This window comes from Paenarthrobacter sp. TE4293, assembly GCF_050435325.1.
Classification (GTDB): domain Bacteria; phylum Actinomycetota; class Actinomycetes; order Actinomycetales; family Micrococcaceae; genus Arthrobacter; species Arthrobacter nitroguajacolicus_C.
Genome location: NZ_JBNJRY010000003.1, coordinates 51,101 through 77,028 on the forward strand (window position 1 = coordinate 51,101; position 25,928 = coordinate 77,028).

The 25,928-nt window shown below is 61.7% G+C and carries 23 protein-coding genes; 11 read left to right on the plus strand and 12 right to left on the minus strand.

All coding sequences use genetic code 11. The features are described from left to right. The 6 genes from treZ to glmS form a co-directional block, all read right to left on the minus strand. Complete coding sequence (treZ, locus tag QF015_RS06540; protein ID WP_429388467.1) at positions 1 to 1,770, minus strand: malto-oligosyltrehalose trehalohydrolase; 1,770 nt, start codon at positions 1,768 to 1,770, stop codon at positions 1 to 3. A gap of 58 nt (positions 1,771 to 1,828) precedes the next feature. Continuing rightward, complete coding sequence (gene treY, locus QF015_RS06545) at positions 1,829 to 4,141, minus strand: malto-oligosyltrehalose synthase (protein ID WP_429387882.1); 2,313 nt, start codon at positions 4,139 to 4,141, stop codon at positions 1,829 to 1,831. After that, entirely contained in the window at positions 4,138 to 6,417 is a 2,280-nt protein-coding gene (gene glgX / locus QF015_RS06550) for a glycogen debranching protein GlgX (protein ID WP_310205922.1), read from the minus strand. Before glgX ends, treY begins: the two co-directional genes overlap by 4 nt. A 69-nt stretch (positions 6,418 to 6,486) precedes the next feature. After that, a complete protein-coding gene (locus tag QF015_RS06555; RefSeq protein ID WP_429387884.1) occupies positions 6,487 to 8,064 on the minus strand; it encodes an NAD(P)H-hydrate epimerase in 1,578 nt (525 codons plus the stop codon). Between the two features lie 17 nt (positions 8,065 to 8,081). After that, positions 8,082 to 8,429, minus strand: coding sequence for a holo-ACP synthase (locus QF015_RS06560; protein ID WP_018760400.1), 348 nt, complete (start codon positions 8,427 to 8,429; stop codon positions 8,082 to 8,084). A gap of 4 nt (positions 8,430 to 8,433) precedes the next feature. Next, a complete protein-coding gene (glmS, locus tag QF015_RS06565; protein ID WP_310205930.1) occupies positions 8,434 to 10,317 on the minus strand; it encodes a glutamine--fructose-6-phosphate transaminase (isomerizing) in 1,884 nt (627 codons plus the stop codon). Between the two features lie 139 nt (positions 10,318 to 10,456). Between glmS and coaA the strand changes: the two genes are divergently transcribed. Together coaA and QF015_RS06575 are read left to right on the plus strand one after the other, a co-directional pair. Then, the gene (gene coaA, locus QF015_RS06570) at positions 10,457 to 11,428 is read left to right on the plus strand and encodes a type I pantothenate kinase (RefSeq protein WP_310205932.1); all 972 of its coding nucleotides are present in this window, start codon (positions 10,457 to 10,459) and stop codon (positions 11,426 to 11,428) included. 67 nt (positions 11,429 to 11,495) lie between these two features. Then, positions 11,496 to 12,317: a M15 family metallopeptidase gene (locus QF015_RS06575; protein ID WP_429388468.1), complete on the plus strand. Its 822-nt coding sequence runs from the start codon at positions 11,496 to 11,498 to the stop codon at positions 12,315 to 12,317. A 68-nt stretch (positions 12,318 to 12,385) separates the two neighbouring features. Here QF015_RS06575 and glmM read toward each other — a convergent pair whose 3' ends face one another. From glmM to rplM, 3 genes are all read right to left on the minus strand, one after another. After that, positions 12,386 to 13,750, minus strand: a complete 1,365-nt coding sequence (glmM, locus tag QF015_RS06580) for a phosphoglucosamine mutase (protein WP_310205935.1) — start codon at positions 13,748 to 13,750, stop codon at positions 12,386 to 12,388. A gap of 158 nt (positions 13,751 to 13,908) precedes the next feature. Further along, entirely contained in the window at positions 13,909 to 14,415 is a 507-nt protein-coding gene (gene rpsI / locus QF015_RS06585) for a 30S ribosomal protein S9 (protein ID WP_035760464.1), read from the minus strand. A 39-nt stretch (positions 14,416 to 14,454) separates the two neighbouring features. Beyond that, a complete protein-coding gene (gene rplM / locus QF015_RS06590; RefSeq protein ID WP_011775554.1) occupies positions 14,455 to 14,898 on the minus strand; it encodes a 50S ribosomal protein L13 in 444 nt (147 codons plus the stop codon). A gap of 287 nt (positions 14,899 to 15,185) precedes the next feature. Here rplM and QF015_RS06595 point away from each other — a divergent pair, with 287 nt between their 5' ends. The 9 genes from QF015_RS06595 to QF015_RS06635 all read left to right on the plus strand — a co-directional run bounded on the left by QF015_RS06595 (position 15,186) and on the right by QF015_RS06635 (position 23,188). Beyond that, complete coding sequence (locus tag QF015_RS06595) at positions 15,186 to 15,830, plus strand: prepilin peptidase (protein ID WP_429387888.1); 645 nt, start codon at positions 15,186 to 15,188, stop codon at positions 15,828 to 15,830. A 325-nt stretch (positions 15,831 to 16,155) separates the two neighbouring features. Further along, positions 16,156 to 16,350, plus strand: a complete 195-nt coding sequence (locus tag QF015_RS06600) for a Flp family type IVb pilin (protein ID WP_310205943.1) — start codon at positions 16,156 to 16,158, stop codon at positions 16,348 to 16,350. Between the two features lie 140 nt (positions 16,351 to 16,490). Continuing rightward, on the plus strand, positions 16,491 to 16,862 hold the full coding sequence (locus QF015_RS06605; RefSeq protein WP_310207050.1) for a TadE/TadG family type IV pilus assembly protein: 372 nt from the start codon (positions 16,491 to 16,493) through the stop codon (positions 16,860 to 16,862). After that, positions 16,850 to 17,887, plus strand: coding sequence for a pilus assembly protein TadG-related protein (locus tag QF015_RS06610; protein ID WP_429387890.1), 1,038 nt, complete (start codon positions 16,850 to 16,852; stop codon positions 17,885 to 17,887). The genes QF015_RS06605 and QF015_RS06610 overlap by 13 nt, the downstream gene beginning before the upstream one ends. A gap of 53 nt (positions 17,888 to 17,940) precedes the next feature. Then, positions 17,941 to 18,708 carry a Flp pilus assembly protein CpaB gene (gene cpaB, locus QF015_RS06615; protein ID WP_354511945.1) on the plus strand — a complete coding sequence of 256 codons (768 nt, stop codon included), beginning with the start codon at positions 17,941 to 17,943 and terminating at the stop codon, positions 18,706 to 18,708. Beyond that, a complete protein-coding gene (locus QF015_RS06620; RefSeq protein ID WP_310205953.1) occupies positions 18,705 to 19,904 on the plus strand; it encodes an AAA family ATPase in 1,200 nt (399 codons plus the stop codon). Before cpaB ends, QF015_RS06620 begins: the two co-directional genes overlap by 4 nt. A gap of 131 nt (positions 19,905 to 20,035) precedes the next feature. After that, entirely contained in the window at positions 20,036 to 21,355 is a 1,320-nt protein-coding gene (locus tag QF015_RS06625) for a CpaF family protein (RefSeq protein WP_354512341.1), read from the plus strand. A 2-nt stretch (positions 21,356 to 21,357) separates the two neighbouring features. Beyond that, the gene (locus tag QF015_RS06630) at positions 21,358 to 22,299 is read left to right on the plus strand and encodes a type II secretion system F family protein (RefSeq protein ID WP_310205957.1); all 942 of its coding nucleotides are present in this window, start codon (positions 21,358 to 21,360) and stop codon (positions 22,297 to 22,299) included. 10 nt (positions 22,300 to 22,309) lie between these two features. Beyond that, positions 22,310 to 23,188, plus strand: coding sequence for a type II secretion system F family protein (locus QF015_RS06635; RefSeq protein ID WP_429387894.1), 879 nt, complete (start codon positions 22,310 to 22,312; stop codon positions 23,186 to 23,188). A 135-nt stretch (positions 23,189 to 23,323) separates the two neighbouring features. Here QF015_RS06635 and QF015_RS06640 read toward each other — a convergent pair whose 3' ends face one another. The 3 genes from QF015_RS06640 to QF015_RS06650 all read right to left on the minus strand — a co-directional run bounded on the left by QF015_RS06640 (position 23,324) and on the right by QF015_RS06650 (position 25,884). Next, on the minus strand, positions 23,324 to 24,214 hold the full coding sequence (locus QF015_RS06640; protein WP_429387897.1) for a tRNA pseudouridine synthase A: 891 nt from the start codon (positions 24,212 to 24,214) through the stop codon (positions 23,324 to 23,326). Positions 24,215 to 24,246: 32 nt separating this feature from the next. After that, positions 24,247 to 24,807, minus strand: coding sequence for a 50S ribosomal protein L17 (gene rplQ, locus QF015_RS06645; protein ID WP_429387899.1), 561 nt, complete (start codon positions 24,805 to 24,807; stop codon positions 24,247 to 24,249). A 66-nt stretch (positions 24,808 to 24,873) separates the two neighbouring features. After that, positions 24,874 to 25,884 carry a DNA-directed RNA polymerase subunit alpha gene (locus QF015_RS06650; protein ID WP_011775567.1) on the minus strand — a complete coding sequence of 337 codons (1,011 nt, stop codon included), beginning with the start codon at positions 25,882 to 25,884 and terminating at the stop codon, positions 24,874 to 24,876. Positions 25,885 to 25,928 lie beyond the last annotated feature (44 nt).

The window sequence follows — 25,928 nt, forward strand, 5'->3', positions numbered from 1 at the left end:
TTAGTGGACCCGCACGACGGCGGCGCTCCCGCCTGGGAGCGTCAACGTCGCCTCGTCCAAGGCAGCACCGTGCTCGGTGGCCAGCAGGATGGAGCCGTCCAAGGGCGTTGCGAGCTCCTCGTCTCCGAAGTTGCACACCACGCGGACGGTGCCGCGGGACATCTGCAGCCAGCGTTCGTCGTCGTCATACTCCACTAGAGTGCTGCCGAAGCCTCCGTCCACCAACTCCGGAGTATTCCGGCGCAGCTGTGCTAAATCCTTGTACAGCTGCAGCAGGCGGGCATGATCCCCCTCGCCGACTTCCTCCCATTTGAGTTTGGAGCGCAGGAACGTTTGGGGATCCTGCGGATCCGGCACAACAGCGGGGTCCCATCCCATCCGTTCGAATTCCTTGATGCGGCCCTCAGCCGTAGCTTTGCCAAGCTCGGGCTCCGGGTGGGACGTGAAGAACTGCCACGGGGTGGAGGCGCCGAATTCTTCGCCCATGAACAACATCGGTGTGAACGGGGACGTCATGGTCAACACAGCACCGATGGCCAACTTTCCGTAGGACAGCGAAGCGGTGAGTCGATCGCCAATGGCACGGTTGCCGATTTGATCGTGGTTCTGGAGGCAGACCACCAGTGCCGACGGGTGCGCCAGGTCCCGGCGGATGGGCCTGCCGTGGTGCCTTCCCCGGAAACTGGAGTAGCTGCCATCGTGGAGGAAGCCATGTTCCAGCACTTTCGCCAGGACCGCCAGCGAATCGAAGTCCGCGTAATAGCCGGTGGTTTCCCCGCTGAGGTTGACGTGGACGGCATGGTGGAAGTCGTCGCTCCACTGGCCTTCCAGCCCGTAGCCGTTGTCTTTACGGGGGTAGATGAGGCGCGGGTTGTTCAGGTCCGATTCCGCGATCAGGGTCCTGGGAATCCCTGTCTCGGCTTCGATCTGGTCCCCCAGGGCTCCGAACTCCTCCAGGATATGCACGGCCCGTTCATCGCGCAGGGCGTGGACAGCGTCGAGGCGGAGCCCGTCCACGTGGTAGTCCCGGAGCCACATTGCTGCATTCTCCAGGATGTAGCGCCGGACATCGTCGGATCCGGGCCCATCCAGGTTGACGGAGTCACCCCAGGTGTTTCCCTCCCCCGACTTCAGGTACGGGCCGAACTTGGGCAAATAGTTCCCGCTGGGTCCAAGGTGGTTGTAGACGACGTCCTGGATGACTCCCAGGCCGGCGGCATGCGCCGCATCGACGAACCGTTGGTAGGCTGCCGGGCCCCCGTAGGGCTCATGGACTGCGTACCACAGCACGCCGTCGTAGCCCCAGTTGTGGACGCCGTTGAAACCGTTGACCGGCAGCAATTCGATGAAGTCCACGCCAAGGTCCACCAAATAGTCGAGCTTTGCAGCAGCAGCGTCCAGGGTTCCTTCCGGGGTGAAGGTGCCCAGGTGCAGCTCGTAGATGACCGAGCCCTTGAGCTGCTTCCCCTTCCAGGCGGAGTCCTGCCACTCATGGACGGAAGGATCGAAGGTGGCAGACAATCCGTGCACCCCGTCAGGTTGCCTCCGCGAGCGCGGATCAGGAAACGGCCCCTCTCCATCCACGATGTACCCATAGGGCACACCGTCCCCTTCCTGGCCCGCACCATCGGCCGGCGCCCGCCACCATCCCGGGGCGGCGTCGTCGTGATGTTCCATGTCGTACTCATGCCCGTCGGCAAGCAGCCGGACCGAATCAGCGTTCGGCGCCCAGACGTCGTAGCGGTTTTTTCCAGCAGCGTGCTCCAGCATCATGCTCCCTTATGCGTGTTCAAGCGTGCGTTGCAGTGATGGTTTGAGGTAGTCGGGATCAGTCCGTGGGTACCAGCAGGGCCACGGGATACCGCTCCAACAGTGTCGCGACCGGGACGGCGCCGGCACTGTAGGTGGCTCCTGTGAGCTCGTCCCGGACGTTCGCAGGCAGCTCGATGGACGTGTCCCTCCAGCCCCCTTCCCGGGCAAGACCCTTGGGAAGGCGCGTGGCAACGGTCAGCGCACCTCGCCGATCTCCGCCACGGTCAAAAGCCACGACGTGATTCGCTGCCGCCCCTTTGGCCACTACGGGCTGGTACCCGCCGAAAAGCTCAGGCCGGTCCCGCCGCAACCGCAAGGCACGGGACACCACCAGCAGCTTGGCTGCTTCCTCCGTGAACGACGGCGCAGCGCCGCTGTCCAGATCTGCCAAGGTGGCGATGCGTGCCTTGAAGTCAACAGGGCGCCTGTTGTCCGGGTCCGTCAAGGAGCCGTCCCGGAACTCTGTGCCCTGGTAGACGTCGGGAACTCCGGGCATGGTCAGCTGGACCAGTTTGGCCGACAACGAGTTGGAGGTCCCGTACGGCTCGAGCTCAGCGACGAAGTTGGCCAGCGCCGCCGAAACCTCCGGCACATCAAACACAGAGTCGACGGCGGCAGCCAGATGACGCTCGAACTCCAGGTTGGGGTCGGTCCAGTTGGTGGAGTTCCCGGCTTCACGGGCCGCCTTCAAGGCATACGACTGAAGTCGTCCGCGGTCTGCCGGCCACGCCCCAACGATGGACTGCCACACCAAGGCGGCCAGCGGGCCGTCCGGAATCGGGGCCAACTCCTGGACCGTCCCGAGGAAGAGTTCCCATTCGGGGACAGCTTCGGAAATGACCGATATCCGGGCCCGGGCGTCCTCGCTGCGCTTGGTGTCATGGGTGCTCAGCGTGGTCATGGACAGTGGCAGGACCTGCTGCCGGCGGGCCATGCGGTCATGGAAAACGTCATTGGACACGGCGAATTCGGTCGGATCAGCCCCCACCTCAGTGAGGGTCCCCAAGCGGGTGTACCGGAAGAATGCCGTGTCCTCCACGCCCTTGGCCATCACCATGCCCGACGTCTGCTGGAACCGTCGTGCCAGGGCCCCGGTGGAGTCCAGCAGCAGTGGCGTCAGGTCTTCCAGCACGTCTTTGAGGTCGGCGCGGTTCTCCGCAGCACGGTTGATGGATTCAACCAGAACGTCCTGGCCGTAGGGGAGGTACGTCCTGTAGATCGGGAAGCAGCAGATGACTTCCGCAATGGCATCCGCCACCTTGTCCGCCGGCAAGCCCACGGAAGCGGGTACCAAGCGCGCGAGCCTCAGAATCTCCGAACGGAGAATGCCATCGGCAATACGGCGCTTGGTCCCATGGATCATCTCTTCGTAGTCTGCCGGAGCTTCCGCGTCCCGCAGCCTGGCGTCCAGGGAATCGAGGTACTCCTCTGCGGTGGGATCCACAAAGAGGCGGTCGACGTCGGCGAGAGCGTCATAGCCGGTGGTACCTTCGCAGTCGAAGGTCTCCGGCAGCTGCTCCCCCGGCTCCAGGATCTTCTCGATCAACAGGTAGGCGCCGCCCGTCACTTCCCGGAGCCTGGCCAGGTACCCCTCAGGATCTGCAAGCCCGTCCGGGTGGTCGATCCTGAGTCCGTCCACCAGTCCTTCACGGAACCAGCGCACGATCTCTTCGTGCGACTCGTCGAAGACCCACGGGATCTCGACCCTCAGGCCGGCCAAGGTGTTCACGGCGAAGAACCTGCGGTAGTTCAGTTCGGCGTCCGCCCTGCGCCAGCCAATGAGCTGGTAGTGCTGCCGGGCATGGACGTCCTGGGGGCTGTCGCCGGGCTCAAAGGTGCCGTCGGCCAAGGGAAACCGGTGATCGTAGTAGTGCAGTTCACCGTCCACCACTGTGAGTTGATCGACATCCTCGTCGCTGCCCAGGACGGGGATGCGGATCTTCCCGCCACCGAAGTCCCAATCGACATCGAAGGCCTCGGCGTACCTGGAGTCACGCCCCTCCTTCAGCAGCTGCCACCACCAGGCGTTTTGCCCGGGAGAGGCAACGCCCATGTGGTTGGGCACGATGTCGGCAAGAAGGCCCAGACCCTGCTCACGGGCGGCCTCAGACAGGGCAGCCAGCCCCTCGGGACCACCGCGCGCAGGATCCACCGTGGAAGGATCGGTGACGTCGTAACCGTGGTCAGAGCCTTCCTCCGCCGTGAGGATCGGCGATACATAGACCCAGTCGACGCCAAGGTTTCGGAGGTATCCGGTGAGTTCGGCTGCCTCCTGAAGCGTGAAGCCGGGCCGGATCTGGAGCCGGTAGGTCGAGACAGGCGTCCTCATGAGTCCGCCTTCTTCGACTCACCGGACTCCTGGTTTGCCGCAGCGTCGCCCTTGTAATCGAAGGGCAGCGACGTCACGGCAGGAGCCGTAATCGAAGCCGTTTCCGGGGTACTGGTGTGCGTCAGCGCGGCCAGCGACGCTGCTACGGAGTGGTCGGGCTCTATCTCGGGGGTGCTGTGCGCACGAAGCACAACCAGGGACTTGCCGCCCACCATGAGGATCTGGTCAGGCTTGACGACACCTGCCTCTGCGCCTTCTCCAGCAGTGTCGATCATGACATCCCATGCCGGCGCGTACTCGTCCGACGGAATCCGGAAGCCTACCTCGTCCTGGTCGGCGTTGAAGTACAGCAGGAAATTGACGTCAGTGATGCGTCGTCCTTGGTTGTCCAGGCCGTGGATTCCGTCGCCGTTCAGGAAGACACCAACGGAGCGGCCCAAGGCCTCGTCCCAGTCCGAGGGGCTCATGGTGCTGGCATCGGCATCCAGCCATACGATGTCCGGCAGACGTTCGCCTTCACCCCGGAGGACCGGGCGGCCGTCGAAGAAGCGGCTCCGGCGCAAGCTGGGGTGCTTTGCCCGGAGTGCGCTCACAGCAGCCGTGAACTCGATCAGCGGCTGGTCCACAGTGTCCCAGTTGATCCACGTCAGTTCCGAGTCCTGGCAATACCCGTTGTTGTTGCCTTTCTGCGTCCTGCCGAGTTCGTCACCGTGGAGGAGCATGGGGACACCCTGGGACAGGAACAAGGAAGCAATGAAGTTTCGCTGCTGGCGTGCCCTCAGGCCAAGGACCGTCGGATCGTCGGTCGGGCCCTCGGCGCCACAGTTCCAGGAGCGGTTGTGGGACTCGCCGTCGTTGTTGTCTTCGCCGTTGGCCTCATTGTGTTTCTCGTTGTAGGAGACGAGGTCCGCCAGCGTAAAACCATCGTGGGCGGTCACGAAGTTGATCGATGCCACAGGACGGCGGCCGGAATGTTCGTAGAGGTCGGCCGAGCCGGTCAGGCGTGATGCGAATTCACCCAGCGTGGAGGGCTCCCCGCGCCAGAAGTCACGAACGGTATCGCGGTACTGGCCGTTCCATTCGGTCCATTGCGGCGGGAAGTTGCCCACTTGGTAGCCACCGGGACCAACGTCCCACGGTTCTGCGATGAGCTTCACCTGGGATACAACCGGGTCCTGCTGGATGAGTTCGAAGAAGGTGGAGAGCTTATCGACGTCGTAGAACTCGCGTGCCAGGGTGGAGGCCAGGTCAAAGCGGAAACCGTCCACGTGCATCTCGGTCACCCAGTAACGGAGGGAATCCATCAGCAGTTGCAGGGAGTGCGGGCTGCGGACGTTCAGCGAGTTTCCGGTGCCGGTGTAATCCATGTAGTACTTCTGGTCGTCTTCCACCAGGCGGTAGTACGCGGAGTTGTCGATGCCCTTGAAGGACAGCGTGGGGCCCAGGTGGTTGCCTTCAGCCGTGTGGTTGTACACGACGTCCAGGATGACTTCGATTCCCGCAGTATGCAGTGCGCGGACCATGGCCTTGAAGTCCTGCACCTGCTGGCCGGTATCGCCCTTGGAGCTGTAGCTGTTGTGGGGTGCAAAGAACCCAATGGTGTTGTAGCCCCAGTAGTTGTTGAGGCCCTTGTCCTGCAGGATGCCGTCGTTGACGAACTGGTGCACGGGCATGAGTTCGATCGCAGTGATCCCCAGCTTCTGCAGGTGGGAGATGACCGCCGGATGGGCAACGCCCGCGTACGTGCCGCGCTGTTCCTCGGGGATCTCGGGGTGCATCTGCGTCAGGCCCTTCACGTGGGCCTCATAGATGACTGACTTGTGGTAGGGAATCCGCAAGAGCTTGTCGCCATCCCAGTCGAAGAATGGGTTGATGACGACGCCCAGCATCATGTGCGGCGCAGAATCCTCGTCATTGCGTGAATCCGGATCCCCCATGTTGTAGGAGAACAAGGACGGATCCCAGTCAATCTGACGGTGGATGGCCTTGGCATACGGGTCCAGCAACAACTTGTTGGGGTTAAAGCGCTGCCCGGCGTCGGGGTCGTACGGGCCATGAACCCTGTAGCCGTACTTCTGCCCCGGTTGGGCCTGCGGCAGGTAACAGTGCCACACAAAACCATCAACCTCGGTGAGTTCCACGCGGACTTCGCCGCCGTCGTCGTCAAAGAGGCACAACTCCACTTTTTCGGCCTTCTCGCTAAACAGCGCGAAGTTGGTGCCGGTGCCGTCAAACGTGGCACCCAACGGATAAGCCGATCCAGGCCAGACTTCCATGCGTTCTCCTCTTGATGATGCGAACAACTGCTGCAAGCCTACTCAAGACCCATGACACGGACAGTAACCTTACGGTCTTGCAGGGTCGTATTCCGCGCTGAGCGAACCAATGACGCCCGGTACCGCCGCCATGATCGCCGACGCTGTAAGGGGGCCGCCACCGAATGCAGCGGACGCAGCTGCTCCTGCCCGCCCGTGAATAGCCGCTGCAGCCGCAGCCAAGGCAGCCCAGCGGTCGGCGCGAGCCAGGCCCAGGCCGGCATATGCGCCGTCGTCGTCCGTGATCGACTCTGCGGACTGCGCCAGCAGGGCGCCCAGCACACCACCCAGGACGTCACCGCTGCCCGCCGTCGCCATCCACGCGGTGCCCTCGGACTGGCTGAAAACAACACCCGACGGCGACGCCACCAAGGTGGTGGCTCCCTTCAGGAGCACGGTGGCCCCGGTTTGCTCCGCGGCCTGCCGGACGTAGTGCAGCGGCCGGGATTCCACGTCCTCGCGGGTCACAGCGACCTCTCCCGTGGACGGCAGGGATGAGAGCAACGTTGCCAACTCCCCCGCATGGGGTGTCAGGATCCACTGTGGTGGGCAGTGTTCCGGCAGGAGACTCAGCGCACCGGCATCGACTACCACGGGCAGATCGTTGGCAAGGGCAGATTCGGCAGCTTTCCTGGCCCGCTCCAGTTGCTCCTCCCCGTCAACGCCGGAGCCAAGCAACCACGCCTGGACTCGGCCGGGTTCATCGGATTCCCACAAAGCCTCAGGGGTCCTGGCAAGCACCAATTGTGCCACTGTGTGGGGGCCGAGGTACCGCACCATCCCCGGTCCGGTGAGGGCCGCTGCATGGACGCTGAGAACAGCGGCACCTGAAAACCGAAGCGATCCGGTGACGATGCCAAGGACACCCCGGGAGTATTTGTGCGCGCGACGGCCCGGACTGGGCAGCAGGGCCCCCACGTCCTGGGAAGTCAGTCGGCGAAGCTCAGGTTCCAGGGAGTCCAACGACTCTTCGATCCCGATCTGGACCACGTGGACACGCCCGGAACATCCTTCGCCGGGATCGGTCATCAGCCCCGCCTTGACGCCCCCGAAGGTCACGGTGACATCCGCGTCGAGCACGGGCCAATGGACCTCCCCGGTGGAGGCATCCAGCCCGCTGGGGAGGTCGCAGGCCACCACCAAGCGGGGGCGCAGTTCCTGGAGTGATGCAACGAGTTCCGCAGAAGCGCCCCGGAGGCCGCCACGGGCACCTGTGCCGAGCAGGGCATCGACAGTCACATCGTCGCCTGCGCTGAGGACCGCGAGTTCCTCAGCGTTCCCCGCGTCCAGCTGCACGGTCCTTCCACCTGCTGCCGTAAAAGCAGCCAGCGCCTCGGTATGCACTTCTGCTGCGGCGAGTACCGCCGTCGCGCGCATCCCACGGCGGGCCAGCAGGGCCGCGGCATAGAGGCCATCGCCGCCGTTGTTGCCCCTGCCGGTCAGGACAGTGACACTGGCCCCGGCCAACCTGCGACGGCGCTTGACCTCGCGTGCCACGGCCTGGGCCAGTCCATAAGCTGCCCGTTGCATAAGAACAGCGCCCCCACCGGAGTCCAGGAGCGGTTGTTCCGCATCCCTGATCTGTTGTCCGGTGAAGGCGCTGATCATTGCTGTAGAGAGTCCGTCTAGCCCTCGGCGAGGACAGTCGCCGTAGCGATGCCGCCGTCGTGGCTTATGGACAGGTGCCAGCGCTTGACGCCTTTTGCCTCAGCTACCGCCAGCACGGTTCCTTTGACCTGGACCGTAGGACCATTCTGGTCGAGGCCGATCCAGCAGTCCTGCCAGTTCATACCCGCAGGGGCACCCAGGACCTTGGCCACGGCTTCCTTGGCCGCAAAACGGGCAGCCAGGGAACGGGTGTTGAGTTCCCGTTCGGCAGGAACAAACAAACGGTCCCGGAGCCCGGGCGTCCGTTCCAGCTGCCGGCCGAACCGTTCGATGTCTACGACGTCTACGCCAATGCCAACGATCATGGCGTTATTCTACGGTCACGCTCTTGGCGAGGTTACGCGGCTGGTCCACGTCGTAGCCCTTGGCGCCGGCCAGTTCAGCAGCAAAGATCTGCAGCGGAACAGTGGTCAACAGCGGCATCAGCAGGGTGGGCGTCTCCGGCACGTAGAACACGTACTCCGCGTAGTCCTTGACCGATTCGTCGCCTTCCTCAGCGATCACCAGGGTACGCGCACCACGTGCACGGACTTCCTGGATGTTGCTGACTACCTTGGAGTGCAGGGAGTCGCGGCCGCGCGGGGAGGGCACCACAACGAAGACCGGCTGGCCGTCGTCGATCAGGGCGATCGGACCGTGCTTGAGCTCGCCTGCGGCGAAGCCCTCGGCGTGGATGTACGCGATTTCCTTGAGCTTCAAGGCGCCTTCGAGGGCAACCGGGTAGCCAACGTGGCGGCCCAGGAACAACACGGACTTTTCGTCCTTCATGCTGCGGGCGAGCTCACGCAAGGGTCCTGCGGTGTCCAGGATGTGCTGGATCTTGGCAGGAATCTTGTTGAGGTCAGCAAGGACGTCCTTGATCTGGCCGGAGAAGATGTTGCCGCGCAGCTGGGCCAGGTAGAGGCCAAGCAGGTAGGCAGCCGTGATCTGCGCCAGGAATGCCTTGGTGGATGCCACTGCGATTTCAGGGCCGGCGTGCGTGTAGAGCACGGCGTCGGATTCGCGCGGAATGGTGGAGCCATTGGTGTTGCAGATGGAGATCGTCTTGGCGCCCTGCTCGCGGGCGTAACGGACGGCCATCAGCGTGTCCATGGTTTCACCCGACTGGCTGATGGAAACCACCAGCGTGTTGGAGTCAACGATCGGGTCACGGTAACGGAACTCGTGGGCGAGTTCTACTTCCGTGGGGATGCGGCACCAGTTCTCGATGGCATACTTCGCTACCAGGCCGGCGTAGGCCGCGGTACCGCAAGCCAGGACGATAATCTTGTCCACCTGCTTGAGGAGCTCGGGGTCGATCCGGAGTTCGTCCAGGGTCAACTTGCCGTCAAGGTCCGAGCGGCCCAGGAGGGTCTGCGCTACGGCGTCCGGCTGGTCGTGGATTTCCTTCTCCATGAAGGAGTTGAAGCCACCCTTTTCGGCTGATGCCGGGTCCCAGTCGACGTGGTATTCCTTGCCCTCGGCGGGAGCACCGAAGAAGTCGGTGATTTCCACGGAGTCGGCGGTGATGGTGACGATCTGGTCCTGGCCCAGTTCCACGGCACGGCGGGTGTAGTCAATGAAGCCGGAGACGTCGGAGCCGAGGAAGTTCTCGCCATCGCCCAAGCCGACAACCAACGGGGAGTTGCGGCGGGCAGCAACAACGACGTCCGGCTGGTCTGCGTGGACTGCAAGCAGGGTGAAAGCGCCTTCGAGCCGCTGGCATGCCAGGCGCATGGCCTCGGTGAGGTTGCCGCCGTCGCCGTTGAGCTGGGTGCGGAAGATGTCACCGACCAGCGCAGCGGCAACTTCGGTGTCGGTCTCCGACTCGAAGGTGACGCCCTTGGCCAGCAGTTCCTGCTTGAGCTCAGCGAAGTTCTCGATGATGCCGTTGTGAATCAGGGCAAGGCGGCCGCCGTCGGAGAGGTGCGGGTGCGCGTTACGGTCGGTCGGGCCGCCGTGGGTTGCCCAACGGGTATGGCCGATGCCGGTCAGGGATTCAGGTACTGGATTTGCTTCCAGTTCACCGATCAGGTTGCTCAGCTTGCCGGACTTTTTACGGGACGAGATAGTCCCGTCAGCCACCACTGCGACGCCTGCGGAGTCATAGCCGCGGTACTCAAGACGGCGCAGCCCTTCCACGACGACGTCCAGGGCGCTGTGACCAGCTGCCTTGCGAGACGAATTGCCAACATAGCCTACGATTCCACACATGGGTACAAGCCTAACGGCTAGCGCAAACAACTGATGTGGGACATCCCAGCTCCTCGCCTTGCCGGTAAGATGTCCACCCCTCACAATTCACCCTCCCGTCGTCGCGCATTTCCTGATCCGCCGCGCGGAGGGCAGAATCATGAGCGTGACTTTGCAACGCACCGAAGCTAACGGCGACGGCGCTTCCCCGTTTGTAGAGCTGGACCGTCAAACGTGGTCCAGGCTCGCAGCGCAGATGGAGCAGCCCCTCAACGAAGAGGACATTTTCCGTCTCCGCGGCCTCGGCGATCCCCTCGACATGAAGGAAGTGCGGGAGGTTTACCTCCCCCTTTCCCGGCTGCTGCACCTGTATGTTCAGGCTTCGCACCAGCTCCACGCAGCAACAACCACCTTCCTGGGCGAGCAAACCCAGCGGACTCCGTTCGTGATCGGCGTCGCCGGTTCAGTGGCTGTGGGCAAATCCACCATTGCCCGCGTACTCCGGGAAATGCTGCGGCGCTGGCCCGGCACCCCCAATGTGGAACTCATCACCACCGACGGTTTCCTCTACCCGTTGGCCGAACTCAAGCGCCGGCACCTCCTTGAACGCAAGGGCTTCCCCGAGTCCTACGACCGGCGCGCCCTCCTTCGCTTCGTCTCTGAAGTCAAAGGTGGCGCGGAAGAAGTCCGTGCACCGTGGTATTCCCACGTAACCTACGACATCGTGCCGGGCAAGGAAGTGGTCGTGCGCCGTCCCGACGTCCTGATCGTGGAAGGACTGAACGTCCTTGCCCCGGCCCGCCCCCGCATGGACGGCAAGCAAGGACTCGCCGTCAGCGACTTCTTCGACTTCTCCATCTATGTGGACGCGAAGACCTCCTACATCGAGGAATGGTACGTAGACCGTTTCCGGAAACTGCGCACCACAGCCTTCGCGCAGCCGGAATCCTACTTCCACCGCTACGCCACCTTGTCCGATGACGACGCCGAATCCACCGCTCGCGGCATTTGGAAGCGCATCAACGAGCCGAACCTTGAGGAAAACGTGCTGCCCACCCGCGGCCGTGCCCAACTGGTTCTCACCAAGGATGCAGACCACTCCATCCGCCGCATGCTGCTGAGGAAGGTCTAGCGTGGCCAAGCCGAAGCCGCTTCCCTCCCGGCGGGCTTTTGCCGGCCTGCTCACCGCCGGGGCGGGCATGGCAGCCCTGGCCGCGTGCACACCGGAGAGGACGGTACCCTCCCCCGTCGCCGCCAACGCCGCGAGCGGGGAAGCCTCGGCCTCCACTGCGCCCCCAACGTCCGTGGCAACTGATCCGGCGCCCGCCGGCGGCGGAGAACAGGAAACTCCTTCAGCCAGCGCCGCACCGCCGAGTACGGCACCTTCCAGCTCGGCACCGTCCAGTGCTGTTGTTCCGCAGCACTCGCTCACCGATCCCACCAGCCCCTGGGTCATCGTCAACAAGCACCGCCCGCTCAGCCCCCAGGACTTCGTCCCGGCCGACTTGGTTCAGCCGAACATCCGACTCGCCGTCAGCGGCGAGGCAGCCTTGGTTAACAGCACGACGGCGGCTGCCGCAGAAAAGCTGTTCTCGGCAGCTGCGACGGAGGGCGTCATCATGACGCTGGCTTCGGGCTACCGTTCGTACTCCACGCAAGTAGCTACCTACGGCGGGTACGTCGCCAGCACGGGCCAGGCAGCCGCAGACCGTGCCTCAGCACGCCCCGGCCACTCCGAGCACCAGACTGGCTGGTCCTTTGACATCGCAGACGGCGGCGGGGCCTGCAGCTTCCAACCGTGCTTTGCGGAGCAACCAGCCGCGGTGTGGGCGAAAGCCAATGCCCACAAGTTCGGCTTCGTGGTCCGCTATCCGTGGATGTTCCACGACACCACCGGCTACTTCTACGAGTCCTGGCACCTGCGCTACATCGGAGTGGAAGCGGCGACTGACATGGCGTCACGCGGCATAGCGACCCTGGAAGAGTACTTCGGGCTCGAAGCAGCCCCCGACTACCTCTAGCCCTTTAAATGGCTTCGGCCCGCACCTCTGCCTGACGCAGGGTGCGGGCCGAACTCTTTTCAGACGTCCTAGACAGCCATCTCGCTGGTCGCGCCCAAGCGCTCCTTGACCACTGCGGCAAGACTGTTGCAGATGCGCTCGGCAGTTTCCATATCCGCGGCTTCCACCATGACCCGGACCAGAGCCTCGGTTCCGGAGGGGCGGAGGAGCACACGGCCGGTCTCACCCAATTCACGTTCGGCGGCGGCGACAGCGGCCGCCACGCCTTCATCGGTACCAGCACGGGCTTTGTCCACGCCCTTGACGTTGATCATGAGCTGCGGGAGCTTGGTCATCGCCGTGGCCAGTTCCTTGAGGCTGCGACCGGTCAGGGCCACCTGGGCCGCAAGCTGCAGGCCGGTCAGGACGCCGTCTCCCGTGGTCGCGTAATCGGAGAAGATCACGTGCCCGGACTGTTCGCCACCAAGGTTGTAGCCGCCGTCGCGCATTTCCTCCAGAACGTAACGGTCGCCGACTCCGGTTTCGCGGATGGTGATGCCAGCATCCTTGAGCGCGATCTTGAGGCCGAGGTTGCTCATGACGGTGGCCACGAGGATGCTGTCCTTGAGCTTTCCGGCCTTGTTGAGTGCCAAGGCCAGGATGGCCATGATCTGGTCGCCATCAACTTCGTTGCCTTCGTGGTCCACGGCCAGGCAACGGTCTGCGTCGCCGTCATGGGCAACGCCGAGGTCGGCGCCGTGCTGGAGAACGGCTTCCTTCAAGGGACCCAGGTGGGTGGAACCCACGCCCTCGTTGATGTTGAGGCCGTCCGGTTCCGCGCCGATGACGACGACGTCCGCGCCGGCGTCCTTGAAGACCTGGGGTGAACACCCGCTCGCTGCGCCATGGGCACAGTCGAGGACGACCTTCAAGCCGTCCAGGCGCTTGGGAAGTGTGCCCAGCAGGTGCACGATGTAGCGGTCTTCTGCGTCGGAGAAGCGCTGGATGCGTCCGACGTCGGCTCCGACCGGTCGCTGCGGCTCCTTGCCGAGCTGCGCCTCGATGGCATCCTCCACGTGGTCCGGGAGCTTCTGGCCGCCCCGGGCGAAGAACTTAATACCGTTGTCCGGCGCTGGGTTGTGCGAGGCCGACAGCATGACGCCGAAATCGGCGTCGAGGTCTGCTACCAAGTAGGCGGCCGCGGGGGTGGGAAGGACACCGGCGTCATAGACGTCGATACCGGAGCTGGAAAGCCCCGCTTCCACAGCGGCGGCGAGGAACTCGCCACTCGCTCTCGGGTCCCTTGCGACGACGGCGCGTGGCCGCTTGCCGTTGGTTGCGCGGTCATGGCCGAGTACGACGGCGGCGGCCTGGGCGAGCTGCATAGCCAGCTCGGCGGTGAGCAATCCGTTCGCGAGACCGCGCACGCCATCTGTTCCAAATAATCTAGACATCGGCTCAAGTTTAGACGACGACGGGACACCCTCAGTTCAGGCGCGTGTCGGTGCGTCACATGCACAGCCTTCAAGGCAGGTGTTTAACGGCGAAAGCCCGCCCCGCCGAGTTGGCGGAACGGGCTTTCGAAACCCCAGCGATGTGGGGTAAAAGCGGTTTAGCGCTTGGAGTACTGCTGGGCCTTGCGTGCCTTCTTGAGACCAGCCTTCTTACGCTCGATGACGCGGGCGTCACGGCGCAGGTAACCGGCCTTCTTGAGGGTGGCGCGGTTGTTGTCGACGTCGATCTCGTTCAGCGAGCGGGCGACACCGAGACGCAGCGCACCGGCCTGGCCGGAAATGCCACCGCCGTGGATACGGGCGATGACGTCGTATGCGCCTTCGAGATCAAGGATCTTGAAGGGCTCGTTGACGTCCTGCTGGTGCAGCTTGTTCGGGAAGTAGTTGTCCAGCGTGCGGCCGTTGATGGTCCACTTGCCGGAACCCGGAACAACGCGAACGCGTGCAACGGCTTCCTTGCGACGGCCAACAGCTGCACCGGCAACGGTCAGTGCCGGGCGCTCCTTCTTGGGCGCATCTTCAGCAGATGTGCTTTCAGAGGTGTAGCTGGTGAGGGTTTCCTCAGCCTCGACGGCTTCGGCGGTCAGTTCTTCGTTCTGAGCCACGGTTCTCCTTGTAATAAAAAGTTTAGTTGGTGGCCAGGACTACTGGGCGACCTGGGTGATTTCGAAAGTCTTCGGCTGCTGAGCTGCGTGGGGGTGCTCGGGGCCTGCGTAGACCTTGAGCTTGCCCAGCTGCTGAGCGGCGAGGGAGTTCTTGGGGAGCATGCCCTTGATGGCCTTCTCAACAGCGCGAACCGGGTTGGATTCCAACAGCTCGGCGTAGTTGACGGAGGTCAGGCCGCCCGGGTAACCGGAGTGGCGGTATGCGCGCTTCTGCTCCAGCTTGGCGCCGGTGAGGGCAACCTTTTCAGCGTTGATGATGATGACGAAGTCGCCCATGTCCATGTGGGACGCAAAGGTCGGCTTGTGCTTTCCGCGCAGCAGTGTTGCGGTCTGGCTGGCAAGACGACCAAGGACAACGTCGGTGGCGTCAATGACGTGCCACTGGCGGTTGATATCGCCGGGCTTCGGGGTGTACGTACGCACGGTTTTGCCTCGTTCTTGTTCTGGCGTTCATGTTTTAGGCGACACGCAATAAGGCGTGTACCTACTATGTATGCGCTACCGGAGCAGAGGTGAGGGCTCTATGTACCAGTCATCCCAAGATCTCGAAATGCCTCAGGAGTTAGCGATCCTGCAACTGGATCCCCCATAAGGCATGTGTCATCGAGATAGGACACGCACAACGACTCTAAACAATACCTTCAACGGGGTGCCCGGGTCAAAATGGGGTGAACGCCCCAAGGCGCCGCGTACCGACTGAGGGAGAGCACATGACCGACGGGCCCGCTTTTCCTCTCATTATCGCCCTTGCCGGCCTGCTGTTGAGCTGGGCCACCGAGTGGCTCATTTCCTCGCGGCTGCCTCGCCTCGGAGGACTCCCCATACTTAAAGTGCGGATTACGACGGCGGCCGTCACCGCGCTGCTGTTCGGGCTGCTTGCGTGGCGATTCGGCCCGTCATGGGAATTGCCGGCCTTTCTTTTGCTGGGGATCCTAGGAGTTCACCTTTCCCGCATTGATTTCACTCATCACCTGCTGCCCAATCCCCTGGTTTTGCTCCTACTGGGGGCCGGTTTCGCACTCCTCGCCAGCTCCGCCGCGCTGCTGCCCGCCTGGCCGGAGCTGCTCCGCGCCCTCGCCGGCGGCCTCATCCTGTTCCTTGGCTACCTCATTTTGGGACTTATTTCCCCCGGAGGCCTCGGAATGGGCGATGTGAAGCTTGCTGCACCTCTCGGAATGTACTTGGGGTACTTGGGTTGGGGACAAGTACTCTACGGCGGACTCTTGGGTTTCGTGGTGGGTGGGGTGCTGACGGTGCTGATGTTGCGTCTGCGATCGGCGGAAAAGCCGGTAGAGACGGCTCATGGGCCAGCCATGTTCGCCGCGGCCCTGGGCGTCATCCTGGTACTCCAGTAGCCATCTTCGATCGGGACTTTACGGCTCCCCTTGAGTGCGATGTTCATAAGGCTGCTGCCAAAACCAAGTAGTCCTTGGCCTCCCCCGGCCCCAAAACTGAGTACTCCCCTCCCCCGTCACGGGTGTCGCCTATGCGGCCTTTGAGCAATTCGAGTACAACTACGCATTGTTCAGCTGGCCCCCGAGGGTGAATTCTTATCTCATCGAATTCCGAACCGCTAAAGGAAACATGGGGGTAGTTCGGGAAACGTATAAATGCAAATTCCTATAATTTGCTGGACCTATACCCAATTCCGTAAATCATTTTTCTGGGAAGGATTTTCCAATGTCTGCTTTCATTTACACCATCACCTCGTACATCGCCGGCGTCAAGGACCGCTTCACCCAAGAGGAGAAGGGAGCGACGATGGTTGAATACGGCCTGATGGTCTCGTTGATCGCAATCGTCGCCATCGCCGGCCTGTTGATCCTGGGTCCGGCAGTCCGCGACCTCTTCATCAGCATCGCCGGCGAGCTCTAAGAGACCCTGCGGTTGGCTGCGATGGCGACAATAATCGCTGACGCAGCCAACCCTCTTCTTTAAGTCCCATTTTGCTTCCGCGATTCTGGATCTGGGAGACGCTCGTGAAATCGAATACGAAGGAACGCGGCGCGGTGGCCGTGGAAATGGCGCTCATCTTGCCGCTCCTATTGCTGATCCTGGTTGGGGTCATGGAATTTGGACGAGCCCTTAACGTCCAAGTTTCACTCACACAAGCCGCCCGCGAGGGTGCACGATACGCAGCAGTCCACTATCAAGAAGGTGCTCTGGACGTGACCGGAACGGCACTTTCCTCAGCGCCATCGCTTGATGGTTTAGGGGTTTCCGTGAGTGACAACGCGACGAGTTGCGCCCCTGGCGGCACGGTGACAGTGACCACCAGCGTCTCACTCCCATCGATGTCGGGATTTCTTGACTCTGGCCTGTTCGGCGCCCCAGGGCTGTTTCCTCTCAACATGACCGGAGTAGGAGTAATGAGATGCGGGGGCTAGGTGCACCTCGTCCTGAGTTCCGGGCTGATCTGGATTCCGGCGATTCCGAAAGGGGCGCCGTTACCGTCCTCGTTGCCGTGCTCATGGTCGCTCTCTTGGGGTTTGCCGCACTCGCTGTCGACGTCGGGGCGCTCTATGCGGAGAAGGCCCAGCTTCAAAACGGTGCGGATGCAGCCGCTCTGGCTATCGCCACCGACTGTGCCGGTGGTAGCTGCGGGAGCAGTGCGTCGACGGGTAATCAGTTTGCCAATAACAATGCCAACGACAACACCAGCGGCGCTGTCGTCACGTTTCCGGCTGCGACCACCGTGCGGGTAGTAACCAATGCCAGGGACACCTCGGACCAGAACAGCTTCTCACTGTTCTTCGCACGGGCCATTGGCATCGACACAGCCACAGTCGACGCCTCAGCGGAAGCGTCGTGGGGAGCTCCGTCTTCGGCCACAACCCTGCCATGGACCGCGAGCGAATGCGTTTTCAAGAAGTACCTATCGCCGGCGCAACTGGCATCACTGAATTCCACCGGAAATTTCTCGGGTGACCCCATCCCAACCCACGTGACCTTGCGGTATGACACGAATGCACCCGCAATTGGCGGGTGCGTTGCACAAAATGGCTACCAACCCGGGGGTTTCGGCTGGCTGGCAACCAACTCTGGATGTACAACCGACATCTCCATCGGCGCGGTTGTCCAGGGGCAACCAGGCAATCATTTTCCGAACGGCGGAACCTGCGCTTCGGCCCTCGCCCACATCATGGACGAACCTGCCCTGATCCCGCTGTTCAAGACGGCGGCACAAAACGGCAATAAGACAAAGTACACACTGGCGGGTTTCGCAGCCTTCCAGGTGACTGGGTACAAGTTCGATGGCGGCCAGATACTGGATCCCGCTGCACCAAGCTGCACCAACAATTGCAGGGCTATCCAAGGCTTCTTTTCCCGTTTCGTGTCTCTCGAAGAAAGTTCGCAAGTTTCGGGCGGCATCCCCAACTACGGAGCGTCAGTAGTAACGCTCACCGACTAGGCAGCCGGTAAGCATCTGCCCCTAACTCACGATGACTCGAAGGGAGTTACAAAATGAAAACACGCCTACTGGGAGGCATTGCAGCACTGCTTTTAGCAGTGATTGGCACCGTCTTGCTGGTCACCTACGTTCAGGGGGCCGACAAGCGGGCGCAGCAAGGGCTCGATCCCGTCAGCGTACTAGTGGTGAAGGAACGTATTCCGGCCGGCACCAAAGTCGAAGAAATTCAATCGAAGATCAAGGCGGAGACGCTACCGCAATCCGCCGTTGCACCAGGCACCATCAGCGCTCTAACGGATCAGAAGGGCAAAGTCACGTCAGCGGAACTCCAGCCCGGGGAGCAGCTGTTGGGAGTCAAACTGGTCAGTCCCAAGGAACTGGTCCCGGGAACTGTTCCTGTACCCGATGGTTTGCAAGAAGCGACGTTTGTTCTCGCTCCGGAGCGAATGCTCGGAGGTCGGGTCGAGGCCGGAGATACCGTCACAGTCTTCGCATCGTTCAAGCTGGACGATGCTGTGGCCGCCAGCGCCAACCTGCCGGCAGGAATTGCAGGATGGAAGGACTTCACCGAACTTCTCTACCATGACGTTTTGGTCACTGCCGTCCAGCAGGCCGCCCCCGATGCTGAGAAGTCGGCGGGAACTGAAAAGGCCGTAGCGCTTCCCAATGGCTCAGCGTATGTCACTGTTGCCCTCAGCGACGCCAACGCAGCCAAGATGGTCTTCGGCGCAGAGTTTGGCACCCTGTGGTTGTCCAAGCAGACCGACAAAACAGCCAAGAGTGATCCTCCTACCACTACTTTCGGAGGGCTGGTCCAATGAGCCGCTTTGTAGCCATCACTGCCGTCCGTGATTTCGAAGCCCGCGTACGCCAGGCCATCGCAGGAGCCTTGCATGGAGACCTGCAGACTCTGTCGCCGGATGTCCTGCGCAGCGGGACAGAGGACATGTTCAAACAACTGACGGGTGCTCCGCCCGAGGTCATTATTCTCGGTCCGGGCGTCAACCCTGAAGAAGCGTTCAAGCTGGCTACGGTGATCGATCTTCAATATCCGGAGATCAGTCTTTTGATGGTGGCAGAGCCCACCGCGGATGTTGTGCTCAAGGCCATGCATGCAGGCGTAAGAGACGTGGTCGCCCCGGAGGCTGAGGTCAACGAGCTAAGGATTCTCCTTGAGCGCGCATGCTTGGCCGCGGCGAGCCGGCGACGCGGCATGCAGCCAGCCGCCGAGTCGGGCCAGGAAAGAGGCCGCGTCATAGCCGTCATGTCGCCTAAGGGTGGCGTAGGAAAAACAACGGTTGCCACCAATCTGGCAATTGGGTTGGGCGCTCTTGCACCGATGAGTGTGGTCATCGTGGACTTGGACCTGCAGTTCGGAGATGTCGCTTCCGGCCTGTTGTTGGAACCTGAACACTCCATCACCGAGGCAGTCCACGGGGCTGCCGCCCAGGATTCCATGGTTCTCAAAGCCTTCTTGACGGTCCATCCGGCTGGCATCTACGCGCTCTGCGCACCACAGAAGCCCTCGGAGTCGGACTACATCACGGCTGATCACGTAACACGACTCCTTAACCAGCTTGCAACGGAGTTCAAGTATGTCGTGGTGGACACGGCGCCGGGACTGGGCGAGCACTGCCTGGCCACCCTTGAGCTGGCAACCGACGGAGTCTGGGTCTGCGGCATGGATGTACCCAGCATCAGAGGTCTCCGAAAATCCTTCAGCGTTCTAAAGGAGCTGCAGCTTTTGCCTCATGGCCGGCATACGGTCTTGAACTTTGCGGACCGGAAAAGCGGTCTCTCGGTCCAGGATGTTGAAGCTACCATCGGGGTGCCCGTCGATACAGTCATTCCCCGGTCCCGAACTCTCCCCTACTCAACGAACCGGGGCATCCCTGTGCTTCAGGGAACTGCACGGGATTCGGCCATCAAGGGACTGAGGAAGCTTGTTCAACGGTTCGACCCGCGTCTGGAATCCTCGCCTCAGAACAAACTGCACCGGCGGGTGGTGGTGTCATGAAACTGTCAGAAAGGCTTTCAAAGAACAGTCCCTTTGCCAGCAACGGGATAGTCGAGACATCGTCAGAACCAGCGGCACCAGGTGATTCTGCTACTTCGTTCGGAACCGCTTTGTCAGCGCCAACCGCTCCTATGTTGGGCGGAGCACCCTCTGCCCCGGTCGCGGACGCTCTTTCAGGGCTCAAGCAACGGGCTGCTTCGGCCCTCTTTGATCGGATGGGCACGAGGATCGGGGATACATCATCCTCCGAAGAGGACCTTCGATCCTTCGCAGTGGACGAATTATCAGCAGTTATTGATGAGGAGCAGGTCCCGTTATCCCCGGACGAACGTCGGAGGCTTATCCGCGAGATTTCCGACGAAGTGATGGGCTTCGGTCCCCTGCAGCGCTTGCTGGAGGACCCTTCCATCACGGAAGTCATGGTGAATCGCTTTGATCAGATTTACGTGGAGCGACACGGCCAGCTGGTCATGACAGAGCTGCAGTTCAGCTCGGATGACCACCTTCGGAAGGTCATTGAGCGGATCGTTTCCAAGGTTGGCCGCCGCATTGACGAATCTTCTCCCCTGGTTGACGCCCGCTTGGAAGACGGTTCCCGTGTCAACGCGATCATCCCTCCGTTGGCTGTCAACGGCCCATCGCTCACTATCAGGAAGTTCAGCCACATACCGCTCACGGTTCGAAACCTTATTGAATGGGGATCTGTGACTCAGGAGATGGCGGAGCTCCTGAGCGCGTGTGTCCGGGCACGGCTGAATGTGATCGTCTCCGGCGGCACTGGTACAGGAAAAACGACGCTGCTCAATGTACTGTCGTCCTTCATTCCTGAGTCCGACCGCATCGTCACCATCGAGGACGCGGTGGAACTGCAGCTGCAGCAGCGCCACGTGGTCCGGTTGGAGAGCAGGCCACCCAATATCGAAGGCAAGGGTGCCATCACCATCCGGGACCTCGTGCGGAACTCACTTCGTATGCGTCCCGACCGCATCATTGTGGGCGAGGTCCGTGGAGGTGAGTCTTTGGACATGCTCCAGGCGATGAACACTGGACACGACGGCTCACTATCAACTGTCCACGCCAATTCTCCCCGGGACGCAATCGCCCGTCTGGAGACGCTGGTCCTCATGGCCGGAATGGATCTTCCGCTCCGGGCCATCCGCGAGCAGGTGTCGTCAGCAGTCGACCTCATTGTGCAGGTCACCCGCCTCCGCGATGGGAGCCGGCGGGTAACCCACATCACCGAGGTGCAAGGGATGGAGGGTGACATCGTGACACTGCAGGATGCTTTTCTCTTTGATTATTCTGCTGGAATCGATGCTCAGGGCCGTTTTCTGGGGCGTGCCCTTCCGACAGGCATCCGCCCCCGGTTCCTGGACCGCTTCACCGAACTCGGTATCACCGTTGCGCCCTCAGTTTTCGGCGTAGCTCCTGTTGTTGTGGGAAGGCGATAGTTATGGAATCTCCAATATTCTTCGTGACGGCCATCGGCCTTTGCCTGGCCGCCCTCGTCATCGTGGTCGTATTTGTCCTGAAACCGCGAAATGGCCGGCTTCCCGTTGATCGCCGTCGACTCGGCGCTCCAATAGGTGACTCAGCGGTGGGGAGAGTCTCCCAGTCCGCCGTCCACATGGTCGATACTGCGATTGGCCGGTCCGGAGGACCATTTAACCGGGAGATCCTTTACAACGCGGGCGTGAAACAAGCACCGGCTGATTTCACTGTCATGGTCGCGATCGTGACTGTCGCCGTGGGTGTCCTCGGATCGCTGCTTCTTTCCATGGTGATCGGAATCCTGATGGCTCTAATAACTCCATGCGTAGCCAAGCTGGTTCTGGTTGTTAAGACGGAAAAGCGCCGTGCCAAGTTTGATGCACAACTGACGGACACCATCCAGATGCTGATCGGCGGCCTCAAAGTGGGACACAGCATCATGCGATCCTTTGAGGCAGCCGCACAAGAAGTGCAGGCACCCACCGCCGAGGAACTCTCCCGCATTGTCAACGAGGTAAGAATCGGCAGGGATCCCCGCCAAGCCATTGAAGAATGTGCCGGCCGGATGGACAGCGAAGACTTCCGCTGGATAGGGCAGGCGATCCAGATTAATCGGGAGGTTGGTGGCGATCTGGCCGAGGTCCTGGAGCAAGTTGCGGGAACTATTCGCGAACGCGGAGAAATCAAGGCCCACGTCAAAGCCCTTAGCGCCGAGGGAAAGATGTCGGCCTACATCCTCATGGCTCTACCAATAGGCGTAGGCCTTCTCCTGACACTGATGAATCCTAAATACATGTCAGTCTTCGTCACCCACCCTGTCGGGATCGCCCTGCTGATCGCCAGCGCCATCCTCTTCGCCGTTGGTGGCTTCTGGATGAGCCGCACTGTAAAGATCACGTTCTAGGAGGACTGTCATGACGCTCACCTTATGGTTGATCATTGCAGCCATTATCCTTCCGCTCGCCTACTTCACCTGGTCGTTGGCAACAATCGACCGAAAGGGCATCGTCGCGATCCACAGCAACCTGGGTTCCGGTTTTGCACAAGGGGCAGGTGGTAACGTCCAACATCCACCCATGCTTCTGGGAGTGGCCCGAAAGCTAACTCCTGGAACTTATGAAGCCAAACTCGATCACTGGCTCGCCTTGGCAGGACGTCCGAAATCCATGCCGCTGACGAGGCTCATCGCATTGAAGCCGGTCCTTGCGGTTTCAGGAGCCGTTGGGGGTCTGCTGGTGGTTCTGGCAAATCCGGGCCCGCTGAGTATCGGTTTATGTATCTTCCTCATCATCTTCCTCTACTTCATTTGCGACCTCCTTGTGTACAACACAGGACTCAAACGTCAGGAAGCCATACAAGTGGAGTTTCCGAATACCTTGGACCAGATGTTGATCTCGGTGGAGGCAGGGCTTGGGTTCGAATCCGCCATGGAGCGTGCTTCAGCGTACGGGGACGGTCCACTGGCACATGAGCTCATGCGAACTCTTCAGGACATTCAAGTCGGGCGTCCACGTCAGGAGGCGTACGAAGCACTTGCAGAACGTTCCACAGTCCCCGACGTTCGCAGCTTCGTCCTCGCTGTCATCCAAGCCGACAAGTACGGCATTGGGATCGCCAATGTACTTCGGGCCCAGGCCAAACAGGCTCGAGTCAAGCGGCGTCAAAATGCTGAGGAAAAGGCGATGAAATTGCCGGTCAAGGTACTTTTCCCGCTGCTGTTTTCAATCTTCCCAGTGCTCTTCATAGTCCTTCTGGGTCCCGCCGTGATCAAAATTGCCGAAACCTTCAGCTGACTGATCATCTCGTGCGGGGAATAGACCGGCACTCCGCGGACCCAGACCACGGAGTGCCCCAACGGCCCCCTTCCGGTACCCAGAGCCGGGAGGGGGTCCTCCCACGTCCGCGGAAAGTCCCGACACGGAAGAGGCTTACTCCCGCCGGGCCCGTGTTAGCTCAGCCCGGGCCTGCATCTCGGCATCCGACGGATAAGCAACTTCCTCCAGCACCAAGGGGTGCGGTGCTGCGAGCACAGATTTCGCGTCCCGTCGACGTTCCAAGAGGCGCGCATGCAGCCAGGCCGGAGTCTCCAACTCCTCCCCCACACGCAGCGCGGATCCCACCAAGGAGCGCACCATGTTGTGGCAGAAGGCATCCGCCTGCACGGTGGCAACGATGACTCCGTCGCTCCCACGTGCAAACGAGAATTCCTGCAACTCACGGACGGTTGTGGCACCCTCACGTGGCTTGCAGTAAGAACGGAAATCCTGGAGGCCCAGCAATGCCGAGGCACCCTCGTTCATGAGCGCTACATCCAGGGGCGCCTTATGCCACAACGTGATCCCCCGTAAGACCGGATCCCACCGTTCCGGGCCGTCGGCAATCCGGTAACTGTACCTCCGCCACAACGCCGAAAAGCGGGCGTCGAAGCCTTCCGGCGCCAGACCGGCGTCGTGCACTTCCACCGCACCCGTAAGGTCGCCCAGAATCCGGCTCAAGGCACCACGGAGGCGACGCAAAAGCGCGACGGCGGGATCGAGTTCGTGCCCACGCGGCAGTGACAGCCACTCGGCTTCGGTAACGTCCAGGTGTACCACTTGACCGCGGGCGTGGACGCCTGCGTCCGTTCGCCCCGCAACGGTCACTCGGACCGGTCGCTGCAGGAGAAGGGCCAATGCTTCTTCAAGGGAACCTTGCACCGTCCGAAGGCCCGGTTGCAGCGCCCATCCGCTGAAGGGGCCGCCGTCGTACGAAAGATCAAGCCGGACACGCAAAAACCCGCCGCCCCCCAAAACGGGGGCAGCGGGTTTTCGTTCGTTCATAGACTTAAGTCTACTGGGAAGAATTCAGTGAATTACTTCTTGTCCTCAGCGGCCGGAGCCTCTTCGGTTTCAGCAGCTTCAGCTTCAGTAGCCTCGGCCTCAGCGGCCGGAGCCTCTTCGGTCTCAGCAGCTTCGGTCTCAACGACCTCTTCCTCAGCAACCGGAGCTTCGGCAGCCGGAGCAGCCTTGGCAGCGGCAGCAGTTGCTTCAGCAACTACGGCCTGCTTCGGGGAGACCGGCTCGAGAACGAGCTCGATGACAGCCATGGGAGCGTTGTCGCCCTTGCGGTTGCCGATCTTGGTGATGCGGGTGTAGCCACCATCGCGGTTGGCAACGGCGCCGGCGATGTCGGTGAACAGCTCGTGGACAACGCCCTTGTCGCTGATCAGGCCGAGAACGCGGCGGCGGGAAGCGAGGTCGCCACGCTTGGCGAAGGTGACCAGACGCTCTGCGTACGGCTTCAGGCGCTTGGCCTTGGTAACCGTGGTGGTGATGCGCTTGTGCTCAAACAGAGCAGCTGCCAGGTTCGCGAGCATCAGGCGCTCGTGAGCCGGGCCGCCTCCGAGGCGCGGACCCTTAGTGGGGGTAGGCATAGTTATTTCTCCTGTTGTGTAAGCCGGTCAGGTCCATCGCTGGACCCGGCGGCCAAGATCTGCTGTTTAGAGCTCGTCGTCGCTGAACGCGGCGTCGTCCTCTTCGATGGCTGCGGCGCGGGCTGCGAGATCGAAACCGGGAGGGGAGTCCTTGAGGGACAGACCCAGTTCGACGAGCTTTGCCTTGACCTCGTCAATGGACTTCGCACCGAAGTTACGGATGTCCATCAGGTCAGCCTCGGAGCGGGCAACGAGTTCACCCACGGTGTGGATGCCCTCACGCTTGAGGCAGTTGTAGGAACGGACGGTAAGGTCCAGATCCTCGATCGGCAGAGCCATGTCAGCTGCAAGTGCAGCGTCCGTCGGCGACGGGCCAATCTCGATACCTTCAGCTGCGGTGTTCAGCTCACGAGCCAGACCGAACAGTTCCACCAGGGTGGTGCCTGCGGAAGCAACAGCATCGCGCGGAGCGATTGCCTGCTTGGTCTCGACGTCGACAATGAGCTTGTCGAAGTCGGTGCGCTGCTCAACACGGGTAGCTTCCACGCGGAAAGTTACCTTCATGACCGGCGAGTAGATCGAGTCAACCGGAATACGGCCAATCTCGGAGTCGCCGGACTTGTTCTGAGCTGCCGAAACGTAGCCACGGCCGCGCTCGATGGTCAGTTCGAGTTCGAACTTGCCCTTCGAGTTCAGAGTGGCAATGTGCAGATCCGGGTTGTGGAATTCGACGCCGGCCGGCGGAGCGATGTCCGCGGCGGTGACGACTCCGGGGCCCTGCTTGCGCAGGTACGCAACAACCGGCTCATCGTGCTCGGAGGAAACCGAAAGGTTCTTGATGTTCAGGATGATCTCGGTGACATCTTCCTTGACACCCGGAACCGTGGTGAACTCGTGCAGCACGCCATCGATCCGGATGCTGGTTACAGCAGCACCGGGGATGGAGGAGAGCAGGGTACGGCGGAGGGAGTTTCCGAGGGTGTAGCCGAAGCCCGGCTCCAGCGGTTCAATGATGAAACGGGAGCGGTTCTCGGATACAACTTCTTCAGACAGGGTGGGGCGCTGTGCAATGAGCACTTAGGTTTCCTTTCGGCGAGCATCCGCTATATGACGCAACACAG